A 21,055-nucleotide genomic window follows, 5' to 3' on the forward strand; every position below is an offset into this window, starting at 1 on the left:
ATGAATATGCTACCCGACATCTACGAGTGGACGACTTTCCGATCCACTTTGGGGGGACCTACGTCTTGAACCTGAGCCTCAAGCAGCCGCTGCGCGCGGAAAGCCGTGCCGAACTCGATCCACACGGAGCGCGACTGGGCGCGGTGGTTCCGGACGTCATGCCGGAAAGCCAGAAGCAGCGCGTGCGCCGGCTGGCGGCTCATTGTCAAACCTATCGTGGCTCGGTGCCGCGACTCGCAATCCAGCAGCTCGTCACAACGCTGGTGCCGCTCGTCCTCGTGATCGGGGCCATGTTCGCGACCGTCGAGCATGCCTATTGGGCGACGCTGCTTCTTGCGCTGCCTGCCGCAGGGCTTCTCGTGCGCGCTTTCATCATCCAGCACGATTGCGGACACGGCTCGTTCTTCGCGTCGCGTCCCGTCAATGATTTCGTCGGACGCTGCATGAGCGTGCTGACGTTCGCCCCATACGGGCTATGGCGGCGCGAACATGCCCAGCATCACGCGACGTCGGGCAACCTCGACCGGCGCGGCGCGGGCGATATCGACACGTTCACCGTCAGCGAATATCTGGCACTGCCGCTGCTGCAGAGATTGCGCTACCGCCTCTACCGCAATCCGCTTTTCCTGTTCGGCATCGGCGTGCCCGCTTACTTCGTCATTCTGCAGCGCTTACCGTGGATGCATGCGCTGCCGCCGAGCCAGACCTGGCGCAGCGTGCTCGGGCTGAATATCGGTCTCGTGCTGTTCTACGCGCCGCTGTTCTACTTTTTCGGATGGAGCAACGTGCTGTGGGTCGGCCTGCCGGTGCTGCACGTCGCGTCGGCCGCCGGCGGATGGCTGTTCTTCATCCAGCATCAATTCGAGGAGACGACCTGGGATAAAGCCGAGGGCTGGGACTTCCAGGTCGCGGCGCTGCTTGGGTCGTCCTACTACAAGCTGCCGCGCGTGCTGAACTGGTTCACCGGCAATATCGGCCTGCACCACATTCATCACCTGAACAGCATGATTCCGAACTACCGCCTGATGGCGTGCCTGAACGCTAGCCCGGAATTGCAGTCGATCAATCAGCTGTCCTTGCGCGATAGCCTCAGATGCGCGCGTCTCAAACTCTGGGACGAAACCGAGCGCCGGCTGATCCGGTTCGATGAGCTGCCGGCAACGCGGTAACGGGTTATCCGGCACGGGATGTCATGACCGACCGCGCCCCACAGCCGACAGACGATCTCATTTCGATCCGGGATTGGCTGCGGTACGCCGTGACCGCGATGACGCGCGCCGGTCTCGTGTTCGGACATGGGACGGAGACCGCTGTCGACGAGGCGGCATTTCTCATTCTTTCGACGCTTGCGCTGCCGATCGACGACATCAATCCGTGGCTCGACTGCCGCCTGACGCGGGATGAACGATCCGCGCTCAGCGACATCATCGGACGCCGCATCGAGACGCGCAAACCCTCAGCCTACCTGACGAACTCCGCCTACATTCAGGGGCGCAAGTTCTACGTCGACGAACGCGTGATCATACCGCGGTCATTCATTGCCGAACTCATTGCGCGCGATGGCCTTGGATCGATCGTGCCGGACGCGGCCGAAGTCGGACGGGTGCTCGATCTTTGCACCGGCTCTGGTTGCATTGCGATCCTCGCGGCGGAAGCATTTCCGAACGCCGAAATCCACGCGAGCGATATTTCCGATGACGCGCTCGCGGTTGCCGCGCGCAACATTCGCGACTACGGCCTGGATCAACGTGTACGCACGTTCAAGGCGGACCTGTTCGACGGGCTTCCCGCCGGTTCCTATGATCTCATCATCTCGAACCCGCCTTACGTTGCGGCTGCCGAGGTTGAAGCTTTTGCGCCCGAATATCAGGCCGAGCCGCAGCTTGCGCATCTCGGCGGCATTGACGGACTCGATCTCGTCAAGCGCATCCTCGACGGCGCCGGCGAACGCCTCGAACCGCACGGCAATCTGATCGTCGAAATCGGCACCGGGCAGGACGCGCTCGAAGCCGCACGTCCGGACCTGCCGTTTCTCTGGCTCGACACCGAAACGAGCGAAGGCGAAGTGTTTGCGCTGAACGCCAGCGACTTCAAACAAAAGCGCGGCGACCAGGGCCGCCGCGCCAGAAAAAGCAGCTAACGCGCAATCGCGTCTCGGGTCAGCCGAAGGCGCCGAAGTGATGCGAGATGCCGGTGCCGATCTCACGCACGAACTCGTACGAATTTTCCATCGGCGTCAGGATTTCGGTTTCGAGGCGTCCATAGTCATTCACACCGCGCGGACGATAGCTTGCCGGCTCGTTGAACTCGTTCTTCTCGTCGATCGTGCGGTTCGAGTGCGGGAACGCCTTGCGCAACACCGCGAGCACGTCGGGAATATCGAGGCCGAGCGCCATTTCGAGAACTTGCGTATGCGACAGGCCATCCTGCGGGGTGAAGCGCGGGAGCTGCGCCGCGAGGATGAAGATGCGCATCATCACCGCGAGACGGATGGCTTGCAGCAGATCGAGTTCCAGACGGTTCTCGTCCGGCGTCATGCCGTCCTCGATGTTGAGGTCGGTGAGGATGGCGTGAAGATCGATCGCATCGAGACGCAGAAGGTGCACGAGCTCCGCGATGTCGCTTTCGCGATCGTCGGGCAAGAGATGCGTCGCCAGCGTGCGGAATGCAGAGTTCAAAGCCTGCTCGCGGCCCCATGAGGCGCGCGCCGCCCAGAACCCAGCGTCGAAGATCTTGGCGTTGGCGCCCATCGCGTTGAGGCTCGAGATGGTCTTGGCGTGCGCGACCATCGCCAGTATCGACTGCAGGCGCTTTGATGAACGGGCAAGCTTGTTGAAGTGATCGACCTCGCTGCCGACGGCGATACCGAGACCCGCGACGACGTTCGCGAGATACCCGAACTGCTGCAGGATCGCATTGTTCGGGATCGCACGCATGCGCGCCGGGTTGCCACGATCGGACGTATGCTCGCCCTGGCGCTTCACCGGCCGCGAGCCCGTCTTGAACAGCAGGTTCGCGCCGAACGCGCCAAGCACGGCGCGATAGCCGTCGTGCGCGAACAGCTTCTGCTGGAAGGCTCGCAGGCGGAGGAAGAAGTCGAGGTTGAAGTTCTGCTCAGTGTAGAACGGATCGATCGTCTCTTCCGGGATCTCGCCGTCCATGACGACCGTCGCCAAGGCGCGCGTGGTCAAAGCGCGATTGCCGAAGGTCATGTAACCGTCGCCGCCCTGGAAGCTCGTTTCGTGCTTCACCGGAATTTTGGCGTCGGCGAAGCGGCGGCGCGACTCGTCCGTCATCAGATAATGCAGGCGCTGATGCAGGTCGCCCGGATGTGCACCGCGCCCCATCGACTCGCCGTGCGTCGAGAAGATCAGCGTCTCGACGTTCTGCAGCTTCGCCTTCGCGACCAGCGCCGACAGACTGTCGTAGTAGCGCTCGATCGCCAGCGTCGCAGGAATTTGACCGATGAAGCGGCCGGCATCCGAGAAGCCGGTCTGGATGCTCAGACGCTTCCGGCCCTGAACGTAATCGCGATAGGTGTCCTCTTCGACGAGGCGCTCCATGATGCGCGCGCCGTTCTCGAGGCCCGACGGCGTTTCGAACAACGGCGAAATATCGGTGATGTGATCGACGCCGAAGAGCTTCGCAAAGAAGACTGCGATCAGGATCGTTGCGGGCGATTCCGCCTCGGCGATCAGGAAGCGGATCGGCGTTTCGCGGTCGACATGCTTCTGAATTTGCGCGGTCAATGCGAACTGACGGATGGCCGTCGCGGTCTCGAGATCGAGCGTCGAGAAGTTGACCGTTTCCTGCGGGCAATTCTTGATCATATCGACAATGCGCGCCAGCGATTGACGCTCAGTCAGATCGCGCGTCCAGGGTTCGTGGACGTAAGCGCGGAAGGCGTTGTTCAATTGCAGCGCGTTGATGCGAAGGTGAATGTGCGACGTGCCGAGTCCGGTCGCGGCGACGAGGCCCGAGAGCGCCGCGATAGCGCGCTTCACCTGCGGAGCTTCGACGGAATCGATCAGCTGTTCGAACAGCGTCTGCAGCGGCTCGACCGTCAGCAGGTTGTAGCCGTCCGACTTGGTGATGACGTTGGCTGCTTTCGAGAGATAGTCGTGGTCGTTCTCGAACTGCTCGATCGCCTTGATCTGCTCGTCGACCGCGGCAATGCCGAGATCGAGCTTGCCGACGATCTGGCGTGCGATGCGCTGCGGGCCGTCGGCGTCGTCGAGCTTGTGCTTCAGGACGACGAAACGCTCGCGAATGTCGGCGAGAGCGGCGCGCTTTTCGAGCAGGCGCACGTGGAACGAGAACGTCCAGGAAATATCGTTGCGGCCGTCGAGGTCGTAGCCGACCCACGACGCCATCGTCGCGAGCTTCGGACGCAGCTTGAATGCGGCCTCGCCGAACTTCTGCGACGAGACGCTGAAGAACGCATGCAGCAGCTCTTCATAAGCGTTGCGCAGATTGCGGATCGCCTCCTGCACGCACTTGTGCTCGTGCTGCAGCGTCAGCGTTTCCTCGGGGCGATGCGGAATACCGATCTGAACTTCTTTGGCCGACGGGTCGGCGACGGCGATCTCGACCATCCGGCGATAGAGCGCATCGGAGAGTCCGAAGGTCGGGTGCGCGGTCATGACGATGCCGGTACGCGCGCGCGACCAGCGCTGCGCGAAGGCTTCAATCGAGCCCGCCGCTTCGTTCGCCGTCTTTTCGACGTAGGCTGTAAAATCCTTCAGCGTCGACGACTGGTCGACGTAGCCGACCTTGTCACGCAACCGTCGAGCGCGGCGCACACAGGCGCGGTCCATCAGGCGGGCGGCGAGATTCTTGACGGCGTCGAAGGTGATCGCCTGCGATTCAAGACGCCGCGACAGATCAAAGGCGACGTTGAGAATTGGATTGAGCGAGGGATTGTCGGGGATTTGCGTCCTTAGACGCTTCAACTCTTCGATCAGCGCGAGTTCGTCGAGTTCAGCTGAATGTTCCACGCGCGTCGTATCCTGCATCCACAAGCCTCCGCGTTCCCGGAGCGGGACCGCGTTCAAAACGTAAGATCATTTGGCTCAGTGTGCAAAGACCGGAGCGGAGCGGCCGCCCCGGTCTTCGCGGAGTTCAGGCAACTTTTTTCTGCTTGCCGAGAACCTGCGCGACGGTCGAGCCCATTTCCGACGGCGTCGGCGCGATGGCGACGCCGCAGCCCTTCAGGATCTCGACCTTCTCAGCAGCCGACTCGCCGAATGCCGAAACGATGGCGCCAGCGTGGCCCATGCGGCGGCCCTTCGGCGCCGACAGACCGGCGATGTAGGCGATGACAGGCTTCTTCATGTGCTCTTTGGCGAAGAGGCCGGCTTCGGCTTCCTGCGGACCACCGATTTCGCCGATCATCAGGATGGCGTCGGTCTCGGGATCGTTCTCGAAGTGCTCGAGGACGTCACGATGCGACGAGCCGTTGATCGGGTCGCCGCCGATGCCAACCGACGTCGAGACGCCGATGCCAAGGGCCTTGAGCTGCGCAGCAGCTTCGTAGCCGAGCGTGCCGGAACGTCCGACGATGCCGACGCGGCCCGGAAGGTAGATGTGTCCCGGCATGATGCCGAGCATCGCCTTGCCTGGCGAGATCGTGCCGGCGCAGTTCGGGCCGGTCAGGATCATGCGCGCTTCTTTCTTGTAGCGGCGCATGTAGCGCTTCACGCGGATCATATCCTGGGCAGGAATGCCGTCCGTGATGCAGACGCAGTATTTGATCCCAGCGTCGGCCGCTTCCATGATCGCATCAGCCGCGAACGGCGGCGGCACGAACACGATGGAGGCTTCAGCGCCCGTCTCGTCGACGGCGCCCTTGACGGTGTTGAACACCGGACGGCCGAGATGCGAGGTGCCGCCTTTACCGGGCGTCACGCCGCCAACGACGTTGGAGCCGTAGTCGATCATTTCCTGGGCGTGGAACGTGCCGATGCGACCGGTGAAGCCCTGGATCAGGATCGGCGTCTTTTCATTGATAAAGATTGCCATTGGTACGTTTCTCCGGGCTTAGGCTTTTTTGGCCGCTTCGACCGCCTGCTTGGCAGCATCGGCGAGAGTTTCCGCGCTGATGACCGTCAGGCCGCTGTTGTCGATGATCTTGCGGCCTTCTTCGACGTTGGTGCCTGCGAGGCGGACGACGATCGGCAGCTTGATATCGAGTTCCTTGACGGCGTCGACGACACCCTTGGCAACCCAGTCGCAACGGTTGATGCCGGCGAAGACGTTGACCAGGATGGCCTTGACGTTCTTGTCGCGCAGAACCGCCTTGAACGACTTGGTGACGCGCTCGGGAGAGGCGCCGCCGCCGATGTCGAGGAAGTTCGCAGGCTCGCCGCCCGCAAGCTTGATCATGTCGAGCGTCGCCATCGCGAGGCCGGCACCGTTGACGATGCAGCCGATGTCGCCGTCGAGGCCGACGTACGAGAGACCACGATCCGACGCGTAGGTTTCGCGCGGATCTTCCTGGCTCTTGTCGCGCAGCTCGGCGATGTGCGGACGACGGAACAGCGCGTTGTCGTCGAACGACATCTTGGCGTCGAGCGCAACGACCTGCTTTTCCTTGGTGATGACGAGCGGGTTGATTTCAACCATCATCGCATCGAGATCGCGGAAGGCGCGATAGCAGCCCATGATCGCGGGCACGAGCTTGTTGACGATCTCAGGATCGACGCCAAGTCCGAATGCCAGTTCACGTGCCTGGAACTGCTGCATGCCGACCGCCGGGTCGACCGCGACGCGGATGATCGTGTCGGGCTGCGACGCCGAGATTTCCTCGATGTCCATGCCGCCCGCGGCCGAGGCCACGACGACGATGCGCTCGGAAGCGCGGTCCATCACGAAACCGAGATAGATTTCGCGATCGATATTCGTCGCTTCTTCGATGTAGAGGCGCGAGACCAGCTTGCCGGCCGATCCCGTCTGATGCGTGACGAGCTTGCGGCCGAGCATGAACTCGGCTGCATCCTCGATTTCCTTTTCCGTCTTGCAGACTTTGACGCCGCCGGCTTTGCCGCGTGCGCCGGAGTGAATCTGCGCCTTGACGACGACCGTGCCGCCAAGCTCGCTGGCGCGATAGGTGGCCTGTTCAGGGCTGTAGGCAAGTCCGCCGCGGGCGATCGGCACGCCGAACTTCGCAAGAAGCTCTTTGGCCTGGTATTCATGAATGTCCATGTTTTTGGACTCCTCGGGATTGGGCTTGTCGTTTCCGGCTTCTGATTATTTGCTCTTCGCGCGAGCTTCTTCGCCTGCCTTGATCGCCGCTGCCGTCACCAGCAGGTTCTTCGCCATCTTTTCAGATGCCGCGTCGATCATCTTGCCGTCGAGCGATGCTGCGCCCTTGCCCTGCGCTTCGGCTTCCTTGAGTGCGACCAGGATGCGCTCGGCGCGTTCGATTTCCTTCGCCGTCGGAGAGTAGATCTCGTTGGCGAGTTCGATCTGCGAGGGGTGGATCGCCCACTTGCCTTCCATGCCGAGAGCGGCGCCACGGCGCGCAGCGGCCTTGTAGCCTTCCGGATCGTCGATGCCGCCGAACGGGCCGTCGATCGGACGCAGGCCGAATGCGCGGCAGGCGACCGTCATGCGCGACAGGGGGAAGTGCCACTGGTCGCCCGGATAGTCGGGGTTCAAGCCGCCGATGACGACGGTGCGGGCCTTGTTGAATGCGGAGTAGTCGGCAACGCCGAAGTGCATCGACTCGAGGCGGCTGTTGGCGGACGCGATGGCTTCGACGTTGGCCATGCCGAGCGGCGTTTCGATGAGGGCTTCCATGCCGATCTGGTGCGGGAGACCCTTCGCGACTTCGATCTGGCTGACGAAGCTTTCGATGGCGTAGACGTCGGCCGGGACGCCGACCTTCGGAATGAGGATCGTGTCGAGCTTGGCGCCTGCCTGCTCGACGATGTCGACGACGTCGCGATAGCAATAGTGCGTGTCGAGGCCGTTGATGCGGACCGAAACGCTCTTGCCCGCGCCCTTCCAGTCGAGATCGTTCAGAGCCTGGATGATGTTCTTGCGAGCCTGCTCTTTCTCGGGCGGCGCGACGGCGTCTTCGCAATCAAGGAAAACATAGTCGGCGGCGCTCTTGAGGGCGCGGTCGATCATCGTCGGGTTGGAGCCCGGCACAGCGAGATACGAACGCTGCAGACGCTGCTTACGGTTCGGATAGAGGGTATAGCTCATTTGGGGGTCGCCTTCCTAGCGGAGTGAACGATCGTTGTTGTCTTTGCGAAAAAATCAGAATGCGGAGCGTCGTTCAACCAGCGAGTGCGATACGACGCCAGAATGCCCAGCCGCCTTAAGCAGCTGGGCATTGTTTCGTATTAGGCCTTCAGCGGCTCTTTGCTCGTCGCCGACTTGACCGGATTGCTGGTGAAGTATTCGGCGGCGGCAGCGGTGCCCGAGCCGAGCTTGACCGGGATGCCGTTGTCCTTGAGCGCCATCTCGACGGCGAACAGAACGCCACCGACCATGTACTCGTCGAGCGAACCGAGGTGACCGATGCGGAACACCTTGCCGGCAACCTTGTTGAGGCCGAGGCCGAGCGACGTGTTGTAGCGATAGTAGGCCGTCTTCGTGACGGCGTTGCTGTCAACGCCTTCGGGAACGAGAATTGCCGAGACGGTGTCGGAGTACCACTTCGGCTCTTTCGCGCAGAGCTTCAGACCCCAGGCTGCGACGCCAGCGCGAACGCCGGAGGCGAGGCGATGGTGACGAGCAACGACGTTGTCGATGCCTTCAGCGAGCAGAAGATCGATCGAGGCGCGCAGGCCGCGGATCAGCGTCGTTGCAGGCGTATAGGGGAAGTATCCGAGATCGTTCGTCTTGATCATGTCTTCGAACGAGAAGAAGCAGCGGTTCATACGGCCGTTCTTGCTCTTGTTGACGTCGAGCGCCTTCTGGCTGACAGCGAGAATGCCGAGGCCGGTCGGGAGCATGAAGCCCTTCTGCGAGCCGGAGACGCAGCAGTCGACGCCCCATTCGCCCATGCGCATGTCGAGCGAGCCGACGGACGAAACGCCATCGACCATCAGGAGTGCGGGATGCTTCGCGGCGTCGAGCGCCTTACGGACGCCCGCAACGTCGCTGGCGACGCCGGTCGCCGTTTCGTTCTGCGTGACGAACACGGCTTTGATTTCGTGATTCTTGTCCTTGGCGAGAATGTCAGCGTACTTCTCGACCGGAACGCCGGTGCCCCACTCTTCGTCGCAAACCTCAGGCTTCAGGCCAAGGCGCTCGGCCATATCGACCCAGAGCAGCGAGAACTGGCCGAAGCGGCTCATCAGAACCTTGTCGCCGACGGCGAGCGTGTTCTGGATCGCAGATTCCCATGCGCCCGTTCCCGACGACGGGAAAAGGAACACGCGGCCATCCTTCATTTTGAAAACCTTCTTGAGGTCTTCGAAGATCGGCAGCGTCAGCTTGGGAAATTCCGGCGAGCGCATGTCTTCCATCGGAAGGTTCATCGCGATGCGCACAGCGTCGGGGACGTTGGTCGGGCCAGGAATAAAGAGGTGGGGCGTGACGGTCATGAGCGTTTCTCCGCGCTGCGTTGAGCCAAGCCGAACGGTCCCCTACGACTATGGGGACCCGATATCCGGCGCGCTTTTGCTGATCCTTCCGCCCGATCGCAGATGCGGGCGTAAGTTCCTAAGTAGCAGGGGGACAGTGACGGTGCGAACGAAAAACTAACAACACCCCGTTGGGCAGCATAGGCTACCCACCACTGCGGCTTTGTGTGCGCCGATTGCCGCCGCCGTCACTGACAGCTCAGCGCGCGCGCTCAGTGGTGATCGTTACGGTTAACCGACACGTGCAGTGCAACAGCCATCGCGCGGTTGGACACGCCGAGCTTATCGTACAAATTTTTCAGATGGTATTTCACGGTGTTGCGAGAGATGCCCGTGCGCGCCGCGATCTGCAGATTCGTCCAGCCGTTGGCGAGCGCTGCCAACAGTTCACGTTCGCGCGCCGTCAGACCTTCGAGCGGATCGTGATTGAGCAAATCGATGTCGACGTAGGGTAGCGACAAGCGGCCGCGCGCAACGGAGACGACGGCTTCAAGCAATACCTGCGGCTCCTCCGTTTTCGAGACGAAGCCCCAGGCACCGCCCTTGATCGCCTGCCGCAAGACTTCGCTGCTGCGTTCACCCGTATAGATGACCACACGTGTGCGCCACTTTTCCTGCTTCAGGCGCGTCAGCACGTTGCCGCCCGTCATGTCGGGCAACGTCCAGCCGACGATGGCGATTTCGACCGGCTTGACCTTCAGTGCTTCGATCAGGGCTTCGCCCGTCGCATAGACGCCGCAGACGCTGAAGCGTCCGTCGCGTTGCACAAGCGTTTCCAACCCGGCCCGCACGACCGGATTTTGATCGGCAATCGCGACCTCGATCTTGCCGGCCATCAGCGCCAAGCCTCTCGAGACGCAGTTGCGCTCGAACGCCGACCGAGCGCTTGGCCGAAACGCTCGAAAGCCGAAGCGCTCGTCGAGGAGCGTGAAACTGTGATGCTCTTAGCCAGCTTCTGAATCCGCTTTGTAATCAGTGAGTTACATTTTCGGATAGGGCCTTAGCCTACCACAAAATCAGATAACGGTTGTTTTCCAGCAAAAGCAAGGTCGCCAATTGCAGCGCACAATGGCGGTTGCAAACAACAATTGCCGGTTGATCGTCCTTCGCTTTAGTGCCGATGAAATTCTTAACCTCGCGTCTTCATTTCGGTGACAACCCTCACTCACTGCCCGCCGAAAGGCGTAGTGTCGGACAAGCTTGTTGTGTCAGCGACGGAGAAAGCTCGTCATGTCGATGTCCGCGAAACAAGAACGCGCCCTCTTGAATTCCGATGAGATTGTGGTGCTTCGCTCAACACATCATCCGGAAATCTATGAGCTTGGCCGGAAGGAATTGACGGACCTGCAGACCCGCTTGCGGGATCTGCGCGATAAGGCGCGGACCTTGACCCGTCAGAAACAACGTGAAACCCGCGGCAAATCCGAGCCTCGCGGCAAAAGCTTTCCCGGGCTCGTCGAACAACCGCAACGGCGCAAGCAACTTTTCGCAGCCGCATTAAAGCGGGTGAAGAAGGAACTCTCCCGGCTGAACAAACTCGAAGCCAGGGTCGAGCACGTCGAAGCGGCGCATAAAGCGCTGGCGCAACGCCGGGCATCGAACTTCAGACCGGCCGTCCCGGCAAGCCGAACCTCCGGGACAGGCATGCAACCGCAAGAAAGTATCCGGCGGCGGCGCGTTCTGCCTCGAGGAAAAGTCGGGAGCGTTCTGAAGCAAAATAAGATCGCCCAAGCGGCGCGGGACGCCCGGCCGCAATGATGCGCGAACGGCATAATTGCTGAACAATGCAAAGTGGCGACCCCGGCAGGATTTGAACCTGCGACCTACGGTTTAGGAAACCGTTGCTCTATCCAGCTGAGCTACGGGGCCAGGCCGGTTCGTGGCGCCTGACGCTGCGATTTCGGCGAGCGCGCAAGCTATGCTGCGGGCGTTGCGGCCGGTCAAGGGACTGTGAGCCGAGGTCCCAGGCCTTTCGCGGGCGAAGCTGCCGCCGACCGAGATAAAACTTGTTCAACTTATGATTGAATAATTGCTCAACCTAAAGTATGTCAGCTTGTGACCGCGAGTGCGCGGGAGGCTGCGAGCTCAGCGGGGTTCCGCGAGGGCCGCTCGCGGTCGCGCCCTTTTCCCCCGAGGCGCACGCCCGGCATGCAACCGCTGCGGACAGCTCGTGGCCGGAGGCTTGGCGGGCGTCGGCGTCTGTGATTTTCTTCCGGCATGGGGCGGGGTTCAAACACGAGTAACATTGCAGGGCTTGCGGGCCTCGTCGCTCTCGCGAGCGCGGCCCTGCCTGCAATCGCGGACGACACGCTCCCAGCGCCCTGCGTTCTTGAACCTGGTCCGGTTCGCACCGTCGCGCGCGTGCTCGATGGCGAGACGCTCGTTCTCGATGACGGGAGCGGCGTGCGGTTGATCGGAGCGCTGGCTCCGCGGGCGCGCGATGCCGGGGCTCAGGCTGGCGAGTGGCCGCCTGAAACGCAGGCGATGCAGACGCTTTCAAACTTGGTGCTCGGCAAACGGATCAAGCTCGCTTTCGGAGGCCGGCAAAAGGATCGCTACGGCCGTTTCCTGGCGCAGGTTTTTCTCGAAGCGAACGGCCGCAGCGAATGGGTGCAAGGCACGATGCTCGCCGCCGGGCAGGCGCGCGCCTATGGCGTGCCGGAAAGCTTCGCGTGCGTGCGTGAGCTTCTGGCGCACGAAGCGGAGGCGCGCCGCAAACGGCTTGGTTTGTGGAGCAACGGCGTGTATCGGCCGATGCCGGCGGAGCAGCCAGGATCGCTTCTCAAGCAGCGCGGAAAATTCGAGCGGGTGATCGGCACTGTCGCGTCGGTCGGCAAGACCAAGTCGACGACGTATCTCAACTTCGGAACGGACTGGAAATCCGATTTCACGGTGCGCATCAGCAAAGTGGTGCTTGCAGCCAATCCGGAATTCGCGCGGACGCTCGATACGCTCAAATCGAAAACCGTCGTCGTGCGCGGATGGATCGAGCGGCGCAACGGCCCGTTGATCGATGTCGCCGACGTTTCACAAATCGAGATCGTCGACGGCAAGGACGATGCTCTGGGTGCCGCTGGCGTGAGCGCCGTGACGGCGCCGAACGACGCGCAACCGGCGAGCGCTCCTGTCGATCCCGATGGCGCACAAAAGTTGCGCCCGGATCCGACGGAAGGTGCGGACCCGGGCGCTGTAAATTTATAGCCGAAATTGACGGCGTAAGCCGAGCGTCAGGCGGCTTCGCCGACCGACTCGCTATCGGCCAAGCGACGGCCTTTCGCGCTCTTCGACAAGATCTCCGTGATGCGCTGGACCGCGCCGCGCTCGTCGAGCTTTTCGACGGCGGCCAGCTCACGTGCCATGCGATCGAGGGCGTCCTCGTACAGCTGGCGTTCGGAGTAAGACTGCTCCGGCTGGGCTTCCGAGCGATAGAGGTCGCGCACCACTTCGGCGATCGAGATCAGATCACCGGAGTTGATCTTCGCAACGTACTCTTGCGCGCGGCGGCTCCACATCGTGCGCTTGATGCGCGCGCGGCCCTTGAGCGTTTCCATCGCCTTCTTGACGAGCCCTTCATCGGCGAGCTTGCGCATGCCGACGCTTGCGAGCTTGCCGGTCGGGACGCGCAGCGTCAGCTTTTCCTTGTCGAACGTGATGACAAAGAGCTCGAGCGACATGCCGGCGATTTCCTGCTCCTCGATGCCGACGATGCGGCCGACGCCGTGAGCGGGATACACAACGAATTCGTTGGCCTTGAAGCCGTGACGCTGGTTGACCGGCTTCTTCTGGACCGCAAGGAGCTGGCGGGCAGCAGCCGTCTTTTCTGCGATCGCCTTGGGGGTCGCGGAATGCGCGGCAGGCGCAGTCGCAGGAGCGACCGACGTCGTCAACTTCTGGCCAGCCGGTTTGTGCGTGCCTGCGGGGACCGTCATGGCGCGCTGCGGGGCAGCTGCCGCGGCCTTGGCTGCGAACTGAGAGGGTGAAACGGGTTTACGCGTCAAAACCGGATCCACTTTCGCGGTCGGCTGCGGTTTCTTGACGGACTTCGCCGATGCGACGGGTTGCGCGCTTTTCTGCTTGCTGAGTGAAGGCTTAGTCTCGGCTTCCGTCTTGGCCTTAACGGGCTTCGCGGATTTCTGCGCGCTCGCAGCCGCTTTCAACGGGACAGCCTTGTGGACCGCGGATTTCGCTGCGGACTTGGGGCTGACCGGAGCTTTCTTCTTCTGCGCCATATTTTTTCTCACTCTCGCGTACTGAGCATGGCCGGGGGACCGGCTCGTCGGGCCGCCTTGGGAGGCGGGCATCAGTGCCGTTGGCGGTAGCCGACGACACGCGCGCATCGAGCCAAACCTTGTCCCCGAAGGAAAAGGTCGTCCCCTGCGCGCTCATTGTGGCCTAGCTTTGCAAACTCCATCCGACTCTGAACTGGCCGTGTGACGCCCCATTACGTTTCATTGAAAACCGGCCCTCAGAGCGGGGCGGCCTTCTTTTGTTCACAGCCGTTTCGGATTTGTGCTGTCTTAATGCCATCGAGAAAGACTCTAGCATAATCTTGCTCGTAAATGAAGGCCGACCTCATGAGACAATCTGGTCGAGCTTAAAAATCGCGCCAAAAAGGCACGAAAAACGTTTTTTTAACGGACGTATTTATCTCAACTTAAATACAAAAAACCCGGAAATTAGAGAATCAATCTCCTGAACCGGCATCTGGAGAGAAATATTTTTCGAACTTTCCTGGTTCATCCCGGATGTCATCGGCGCCCGGAAGGGCGGCCTTTTTGGCCGTGATGTTCGGCCAATTGTCCGCGTACTGCCGGTTTAATTCGAGCCAGCGCTCCATTCCGGGCTCGGTGTCGGGCTTGATCGCGTCCGCCGGGCACTCAGGCTCGCAGACGCCGCAATCGATGCACTCGTCGGGATGGATGACGAGCATGTTCTCGCCTTCGTAAAAACAATCGACCGGACAGACCTCGACGCAATCCGTGTATTTGCACTTAATGCATTTCTCGTTGACGACGTAGGTCATACGTTTTCCTGGCGGATCTTTGCTGCGCGCGATTCTGAGCGATATGGCCGGGCCGCGAATCGACGGTTCGCGCGATCATCGGCGGCGCCTTCTTTAGCATAGGCAAACCCGTTGCCTAGGTGGAGAGGAGTCACAGTTACAAACGACCCTTGAGCTTGTCGATCTGACGGCGATCGCGCTTCGTCGGCCGGCCTGAGCCTTCCGAGCGAACGGCGGGTTGCTCCGGCTGCGCGACCAGATCGGCCGCCTCCGGCCGAACCTTCGGCGGCGTGTGATCGAGAAACAGCGACTGGGCTTCGGTGGCAGGCCCGCGCCGATGGCCGATCCCCACGATCTCGAGGCTTCGCACGGCTGGGCCGACGACGAGCGTCAGCACGTCGCCCGGCTTCACCAGCGTGCTCGGCTTGTCGATCTTTTCGCGGTTCAACCTGACCTTGCCGCGGGAGATCAGGTCTTGGGCGAGGGTGCGGGACTTCGTGAGGCGCGCGAACCAGAGCCACTGATCCACGCGCTGGCTTGAGCTGACGCCCGCCGGGCCCATCAGGTCGAACCGGAGCCTTCGCTGCGCTTCTCCATTTGCGCCTTGAGCGCGGCGAGGGCCGCGAAGGGCGACGACGAGTCGGCAGAGCCGGACTTCGGCGGCGCTGCGGTGATGACCTGAGGCGCGCGGCGCGGCTCGTCGCGGCGGCGTCCTTCGCCATGGCGATGATCGCTTTGCCTATGATCGCCTTTGCGCTGGTCGCCGTGGCGGTGATCGCCCTGCCGGTTGGGGCGCTTCTCGTGATCGCGCCGAGGCTTGCCGCCGTCGTGACGCTCGAAGCGCGGGCGCGCAGACTGCTGGTCCGACGGCGCGCTTGCATCGCTGGCGGGCGCTGCGGATGGCGCGGCGCTTGCGTCGGATGCCAGAGCGGAGGCAGGAGCACGATCGTGACGCGGCTTGCCACGCCGGTGATGCGCTTCGCGATGATCGCGATGCCCGCCTTCGCGACGATGATGACGTCGTGGCCGCCAGATCTCTTCGAATTTTTCGGTTTCGGGTTCGGCTTGCGTTGCGGCAGGCGTTTCGGCGTTTTCGGCCGCCACGGGCGCTGAAGCTTCAGCCTCGGAGGTTTCGGCGGGCAGAGCTGTCGCGACTGCGGCTGTTCCGGCTTCCTCCGCGGGCTGCTGCGTCTCGGCTTCAGATGATCCTTCCGCATTTGCGTCAGGAGCAGGTGCAGTCGAGGTTGATGCATCGGCAGCAACGTCGGCCGGTGCCGCTGCCGGTGCGGGCGCGATCGGACGCCGTTCAAGCCGGAAGCCGAGCGACTTCAGGACTTCGCCCAGCTCTCCGGACGAGCAGCCGAGGATCGACATCATGTCGTCGGTCGCCTTGAAGCCGCCGTCGCCGGTCGAGCCCTTGGGCGGCGCGTCGGCCCGTTCCGGAGACGAGCGCCAGGCGAGCAACGGACGGATCAAATCCGCGAGACGCTCGAGAATGTCGAGACGGACGGCGCGCGGTCCGCACACATGGAATCCGTGCGCGCGATAGAGTGCTTCCGGTACGCTCGGGTCGGTGACGACCGACGTCAAACCCGGACGCGGCAACTGCGGCGTGCCGTTCACGGTCGCGCTGTTCTTCAAAAGCCAGAGCGTCGCCGCGAGGTCGGCGGCGGCCGGCTTCAGAAGGAGCGGGAAGAAAATATTGAACGCGCCAAAGCGCAGTCCGTACTTGCGCAATTCGGCACGCGCTGCCTGATCGAGCGAGTTGACATCGTCAGCAACGGTCTCGCGCTTCAAAGCGCCGAGATTTTCCTTCAACTGAAACGCGATGCCGCGCGCGAGGCCCTGCAGCTCGCCGCTCTTCGACATGTCGACGAGCGGCTTCAGCTTGTCGGCGATCGTATCATCGAGCCAGGTTTTGAGACGCGCCTGGACCTTTTCGCGATCCGACTCGCTCATGTGTTCGTCGGCGATCAGCGACAAGCCGGGCTGCAGCGGGTCCTCGGACCGTTCAAGCTTCGCAATTTCGTCGTCGCGCCAGACAACAACGCCGGTGCGCGTCAACTTGAACGCATCGCTCTGTGCCGCCGATACGCGCCGTGCGCGCATGCCAAGCTCGCGGGTCACGACCTGCATCGCGGCCTGCCGCGTCGCGCGCTCGTGGATGCCGTCACCGGCCGAATCCAGCGTGAAGCAAAAACCCTTCAATCGGCCGACGAAGTGGCTTTCCACCGTGATCGCGCCGTCCTCGGCGATATCCGCCGTCAATTCTTCCTTGTCTCGCATGCCCTTCATCAGTGCGCTGGTCCGGCGGTCAACGAAACGCTGAGTCAAGCATTCGTGAAGTGCGTCGGAAAGACTATCCTCAACCGCCCGTGTACGTTCCTGCCATTGCACGGGGTCGCTCAGCCAAGCCGGCCGGTTGGCGACGAACGTCCACGTACGAATGTGGGCAATGCGCGTCGCGAGCGTATCGATGTCGCCGTCAGTGCGATCGGCCAATGCCACCTGCTTGGCGAACCAGTCCTCCGGAATTTTGTGCGTGCCGGAGGTCAAGTGCCGGTAGAGGTTGGAAATCAGCTCGGCATGGCTTTGGCCGGAAATCTTGCGGTAGTCCGGAACTTGGCAGACATCCCAGAGCAGAGCGACGTTGTCGCGCGTCGAGGCGATATCGGCGATTTCGCGATCGGCGCTCAACGCTTCGAGCGCGGCGACGTCGTCGGCCGTGCGGGCGCGCGCCAGGCGCTGCTCACGCGGGAGCTGACGCAAGGACTCATGCAAGGCTGAAAGCGAACTGAAATCGAGGTTGCGATTGCGCCACTGCAACGTGCGCACGCTATCGAAGCTGTGCGTTTCGAGGCGTTCGACAGCGTCGGCATCGAGCGGCTCGGCGCCGCCGGTTACGCCGAACGTTCCGTCGTTCATATGGCGACCGGCGCGGCCGGCAATCTGGCCGATCTCGCCAGGTGTCAGATTGCGATGGTTCTGGCCGTCGAATTTTCTCAACGCCGAGAATGCGACGTGATCGATATCGAGGTTCAAACCCATACCGATGGCGTCGGTCGCGACGATGAATTCCACGTCGCCCGACTGATAGAGCGCGACCTGGGCATTGCGCGTGCGCGGCGACAGCGCTCCGAGCACCACGGCGGCGCCGCCCCGCTGACGGCGGATCAATTCGGCGAGGGCGTAAACTTCCTGCGCGGAGAACGCGATGATCGCCGAACGGGCGGGCAGGCGCGTGATTTTCTTCTCGCCCGTGTACGTCAGCTTCGACAAGCGCGGACGGGAGATGAAATTCGCACCAGGGATCAAATCGGAAATCGCCTCGCGCATCGTCTGCGCGCCGAGCAGCAGCGTTTCCGAGCGGCCGCGTGCGTGCAACAGGCGATCCGTGAAGACGTGGCCGCGCTCGGGGTCGCCCGCAAGCTGGATTTCGTCGATGGCCAGGAAGTCGACGTCGATATCGCGCGGCATCGCTTCGACGGTCGAGACCCAGTAGCGGGCGCGCTCGGGTTTGATTTTTTCCTCGCCCGTGATGAGGGCGACGTTCTCGACGCCGGCGCGCGCTTTGATCTTGTCATAGACCTCACGTGCGAGCAGACGCAGCGGCAGGCCGATCATGCCGCTGTTGTGGCCAAGCATGCGCTCGATCGCGAGATGCGTCTTGCCGGTATTGGTCGGTCCGAGCACCGCAGTGACGTTGCGAATGCGGGCCTCGAGATCACTTATCATGTCGTGCCTGACTCCGATCAGACCCTGGCATTACAGAGCAGGGCCGTGAGATCAAGGGGATATTGCGTGCTCCTTCAGGAGCCCCGATCTTCCACACTCGTTAATCGAACCGGCCCTGCCGGGGAGTTCACTGCCTGAGTGCAATCTGTGCGTTATCGGCCGCTATGATGTTGATCTGGTCCGCCGTCATGACCGCAGGTCCGACGGATGACGGAACCGAGATCCGGTAGGGTACGTAGATCCCCGCGCTCGGGATGGCGCGCAATGCGATCTCGATGTGATCGTAGTCGATCCAGGGTTTCTCGAAATCTTTCGGCTTATGCCCGGCGATCGGCACGTATTTGACGCGGCAGATCAGAAGTTCCTTGGGCTGGCCGCTCGGCCGCTGTTCTTTGATGGCCTCGCGGCCCTTGAGCGACAGGCGCAGGTCGAACCGGGCCTTGCCGTCGAAGACTGGAATGGTTCGATTGCAGGCGTCCGAGCCGGTCGCGTTCGAAATCGCAAGCGTTGCAGAAATCGGGTCGAACACGTGCTTCAGGTTGTCGGGCGTGACCTTGATCGTTTCCGGATTGGGCGGCTTGTTCGGCACCAGCGCGATCGTCTTGACGCCTGCCGGATCGAACCCGAGCGTGACGGACGTCAGCTTCTTCTTTGTCTTGTAGCTCATCTGATAGGCGACGGGGCGCGGGCCGCTTTTGTCGACCGAGCCGCTTCCGGTGAACGTGCCGGTCCACTTGAAGGCACCGAACAGGGCCGAGATTTCCGTCGTGCCGGTCGCAGAATAAGTGTCGCCGCTATATTTCGATGTGAAGTTGTAGGCGCCTACCTCGAAGCCGTTGAAGGTCAGCTTGTAGCGGGCGCTCACCTGGTTCGGCCAAGCCTGATCCCGGGCCTGATCGCCGGCCGCGGGTCCGGCGACGAGAGCCGCGATGGTGGCGGCAAGCGCGCCCGAGCGGGCCAAACGCCGACGCCCAACGACATTAGAGTAGTTCATAGGCTCTTCCCTGCGCGCCCCGAAAGCAAGGTCCCGCGTTAGGCCGCCTTTGCGTCGATTCTTGGACTTTCGGCCGCAGGCCGTATATCCAGCGGGACCGGACCTTCCTGATCCCGCGGTCGTGGCGGACGATGCATCGGGCGATCAATTCCGCCAGCATGCTTGACGGCTATCCCGCCCCTCAATTATACAGCGCCCCATAGACCCCGTGAGCCCTGCTGACGGGGCGCATTTTTTCTGCAACAGCAGACATTCGATAGACCGCCCCATCCGGGTGCGGCGTAGGAGACCGTCATGACCAGGCGCTGCGAGCTGACCGGCACTTTGCCGCTGTCAGGCCAACTCAGGAGCCACGCCGAGAACAAGACCAAGCGCAAGTTCCGGCCGAACCTGCACAACGTCACGCTGCTGAGCGACGCTCTGGGCCGCAAGGTCCGTCTGCGCATCTCGGCGCGGGCGCTGAAGTCGGTCGAGCACCGCGGCGGTCTCGATGCCTTCCTGCTCAAGGCGAAGAACGACGAGCTTTCGGCGGCCTGCCTGAAGCTGAAGCGTGAGCTTCAGAAGGCGCAGGCGGAGAAGGCGGCCTAAGGCCAAGCCTCTGACGAATGAGAATTTTGCCCGGCCCGGGTTCAGTCCTGCGGCCGGGCTTTTGCTTGTCCGCGATCATTGACGATGAACTGCAGCAGGAGCGTTCGCTGCAGAATGTGATTGAAGTTGTCGTCGGACAGCATCGTGACCAGCACTTCGCCAGTCTCGAGCCGCGTCACCGACAAACCCTCCATGTTGTCGATTTCCGAGGTGAGATCGGCTTCGATGAGCGTTTCGCCTTCGATGGCGCGGCCGGGCTTCAGTTCATCGGGCGAAATGCGCCGCAGCCGCATCTTTACACCCTCCGTCCAGCGAAAGCGGCGTTCGAGAACGAACAGCGTGCCGTCGTCCAGGCTCGAAATATCGGTGATGTCGAAGTCGCCGATGTTCTTCAGATGCAGCGTCGCCGGGCCTTGCGGCGCCCACAGCCAACCTGTGTGATTGCGGTCGCGATCGTAAAGCCGTTCCGAAAACGCGATCACCGAACCTTTGTACGGGCCGCCACGCATCACCGTCATGGCTTCGAGACCCGCGTTCGGCCGCATGCGCCGAGCCTCAGCAGGAAGAGGCACCGTGCTCCGGCCTGCCACCAGGCCTTGCGACGACCAATCGTAGCGATCGATGCGATGCTTGCGCTCGAAGGCGATGAGAACGGAGCCTTGCTCAAGGGTTCCGGTTTCGAGAGCAATCGCTTCCGAGTCGCGCTCGCGGCCGATGGGCCTGCCGTCGCGATTGAGCAAAGGCCCTAGGCGCGCGTCCGAAATGCCCGCCGGATGCGTTCCATCGTAGACGATCTTGCCCGTCATCCAGACGCCGGAATCGGAAATCGCGAGCAGGGTTTTCGCATCGTTGCCGACGACGAGTCCGGACCAGCCGCCGAAGTTCGGCGACGGCGACGTCAGGACCAATCCGCCGCGAAACGTCAGCTTGCCAACCGCCGGGTTCGGCGCTGAGGTCGACGTCGCGCCGGCCATCTCTGCGCGCGCGAAATCGCGAATGAGGACTGCATCAATCGTAATCGGGCCAGCTTTCAGAGCGGCGATGTCGGGCTTGGCATCGGCCAATACGATCTGCGGGTAAAGACCGAAGGCCGCGGCGAAAACAGCGGCGCGCATGCTGTTGGCGAGCGTGCCCATG

17 protein-coding genes and 1 tRNA gene are annotated in these 21,055 nt (G+C 62.3%); 5 read left to right on the forward strand and 13 right to left on the reverse strand.

Annotated elements, in window-relative coordinates:
- Nucleotides 1-26: 26 nt before the first annotated feature.
- Entirely contained in the window at nucleotides 27-1,169 is a 1,143-nt protein-coding gene (locus HYPGJ_RS00060; RefSeq protein WP_052750740.1) for a fatty acid desaturase, read from the forward strand.
- A 23-nt stretch (nucleotides 1,170-1,192) separates the two neighbouring features.
- Nucleotides 1,193-2,140 (forward strand): 50S ribosomal protein L3 N(5)-glutamine methyltransferase, encoded by a 948-nt coding sequence (gene prmB, locus HYPGJ_RS00065; protein ID WP_046845339.1) that lies wholly within the window; start codon nucleotides 1,193-1,195, stop codon nucleotides 2,138-2,140.
- A gap of 19 nt (nucleotides 2,141-2,159) precedes the next feature.
- On the opposite strand, the gene HYPGJ_RS00070 is transcribed toward prmB, so the two are convergent.
- From HYPGJ_RS00070 to HYPGJ_RS00095, 6 genes are all read right to left on the reverse strand, one after another.
- Complete coding sequence (locus HYPGJ_RS00070) at nucleotides 2,160-5,015, reverse strand: phosphoenolpyruvate carboxylase (protein ID WP_046845340.1); 2,856 nt, start codon at nucleotides 5,013-5,015, stop codon at nucleotides 2,160-2,162.
- A gap of 106 nt (nucleotides 5,016-5,121) precedes the next feature.
- Entirely contained in the window at nucleotides 5,122-6,021 is a 900-nt protein-coding gene (gene sucD / locus HYPGJ_RS00075; RefSeq protein ID WP_013217105.1) for a succinate--CoA ligase subunit alpha, read from the reverse strand.
- A gap of 18 nt (nucleotides 6,022-6,039) precedes the next feature.
- On the reverse strand, nucleotides 6,040-7,203 hold the full coding sequence (locus HYPGJ_RS00080) for a malate--CoA ligase subunit beta (RefSeq protein ID WP_013217106.1): 1,164 nt from the start codon (nucleotides 7,201-7,203) through the stop codon (nucleotides 6,040-6,042).
- Nucleotides 7,204-7,248: 45 nt separating this feature from the next.
- Nucleotides 7,249-8,211 (reverse strand): CoA ester lyase, encoded by a 963-nt coding sequence (locus HYPGJ_RS00085; protein ID WP_013217107.1) that lies wholly within the window; start codon nucleotides 8,209-8,211, stop codon nucleotides 7,249-7,251.
- A gap of 140 nt (nucleotides 8,212-8,351) precedes the next feature.
- Entirely contained in the window at nucleotides 8,352-9,560 is a 1,209-nt protein-coding gene (locus HYPGJ_RS00090) for an aminotransferase class V-fold PLP-dependent enzyme (protein WP_046845341.1), read from the reverse strand.
- A gap of 251 nt (nucleotides 9,561-9,811) precedes the next feature.
- Nucleotides 9,812-10,435 carry a response regulator transcription factor gene (locus tag HYPGJ_RS00095; protein WP_046845342.1) on the reverse strand — a complete coding sequence of 208 codons (624 nt, stop codon included), beginning with the start codon at nucleotides 10,433-10,435 and terminating at the stop codon, nucleotides 9,812-9,814.
- Nucleotides 10,436-10,829: 394 nt separating this feature from the next.
- Here HYPGJ_RS00095 and HYPGJ_RS00100 point away from each other — a divergent pair, with 394 nt between their 5' ends.
- Nucleotides 10,830-11,357 carry a hypothetical protein gene (locus tag HYPGJ_RS00100; RefSeq protein ID WP_046845343.1) on the forward strand — a complete coding sequence of 176 codons (528 nt, stop codon included), beginning with the start codon at nucleotides 10,830-10,832 and terminating at the stop codon, nucleotides 11,355-11,357.
- A gap of 34 nt (nucleotides 11,358-11,391) precedes the next feature.
- Here HYPGJ_RS00100 and HYPGJ_RS00105 read toward each other — a convergent pair.
- Nucleotides 11,392-11,468, reverse strand: a tRNA-Arg gene (locus HYPGJ_RS00105).
- Nucleotides 11,469-11,816: 348 nt separating this feature from the next.
- Here HYPGJ_RS00105 and HYPGJ_RS00110 point away from each other — a divergent pair.
- The gene (locus HYPGJ_RS00110) at nucleotides 11,817-12,800 is read left to right on the forward strand and encodes a thermonuclease family protein (RefSeq protein ID WP_046845344.1); all 984 of its coding nucleotides are present in this window, start codon (nucleotides 11,817-11,819) and stop codon (nucleotides 12,798-12,800) included.
- 26 nt (nucleotides 12,801-12,826) lie between these two features.
- Here the strand turns inward: HYPGJ_RS00110 and HYPGJ_RS00115 are convergent, their stop codons facing one another.
- The 5 genes from HYPGJ_RS00115 to HYPGJ_RS00135 form a co-directional block, all read right to left on the reverse strand.
- On the reverse strand, nucleotides 12,827-13,828 hold the full coding sequence (locus tag HYPGJ_RS00115) for a CarD family transcriptional regulator (protein WP_046845345.1): 1,002 nt from the start codon (nucleotides 13,826-13,828) through the stop codon (nucleotides 12,827-12,829).
- Nucleotides 13,829-14,283: 455 nt separating this feature from the next.
- Complete coding sequence (gene fdxA / locus HYPGJ_RS00120; RefSeq protein ID WP_046845346.1) at nucleotides 14,284-14,622, reverse strand: ferredoxin FdxA; 339 nt, start codon at nucleotides 14,620-14,622, stop codon at nucleotides 14,284-14,286.
- 136 nt (nucleotides 14,623-14,758) lie between these two features.
- Complete coding sequence (locus HYPGJ_RS00125; protein WP_046845347.1) at nucleotides 14,759-15,163, reverse strand: RNA-binding S4 domain-containing protein; 405 nt, start codon at nucleotides 15,161-15,163, stop codon at nucleotides 14,759-14,761.
- Entirely contained in the window at nucleotides 15,163-18,336 is a 3,174-nt protein-coding gene (locus HYPGJ_RS00130; RefSeq protein ID WP_046845348.1) for a helicase-related protein, read from the reverse strand. Before HYPGJ_RS00130 ends, HYPGJ_RS00125 begins: the two co-directional genes overlap by 1 nt.
- Nucleotides 18,337-18,463: 127 nt before the next feature.
- Nucleotides 18,464-19,330, reverse strand: a complete 867-nt coding sequence (locus HYPGJ_RS00135; RefSeq protein WP_046845349.1) for a DUF3108 domain-containing protein — start codon at nucleotides 19,328-19,330, stop codon at nucleotides 18,464-18,466.
- A gap of 294 nt (nucleotides 19,331-19,624) precedes the next feature.
- On the opposite strand from HYPGJ_RS00135, the gene rpmB reads away from it, so the two are divergent.
- Nucleotides 19,625-19,918, forward strand: a complete 294-nt coding sequence (gene rpmB, locus HYPGJ_RS00140) for a 50S ribosomal protein L28 (protein ID WP_013217117.1) — start codon at nucleotides 19,625-19,627, stop codon at nucleotides 19,916-19,918.
- A gap of 41 nt (nucleotides 19,919-19,959) precedes the next feature.
- On the opposite strand, the gene HYPGJ_RS00145 is transcribed toward rpmB, so the two are convergent.
- Nucleotides 19,960-21,054 carry an esterase-like activity of phytase family protein gene (locus HYPGJ_RS00145; protein ID WP_046845350.1) on the reverse strand — a complete coding sequence of 365 codons (1,095 nt, stop codon included), beginning with the start codon at nucleotides 21,052-21,054 and terminating at the stop codon, nucleotides 19,960-19,962.
- Between the last annotated feature and the right edge of the window lies 1 nt (nucleotide 21,055).

The sequence above is a fragment of the Hyphomicrobium sp. GJ21 genome, assembly GCF_001006785.1.
GTDB lineage: Bacteria > Pseudomonadota > Alphaproteobacteria > Rhizobiales > Hyphomicrobiaceae > Hyphomicrobium_B.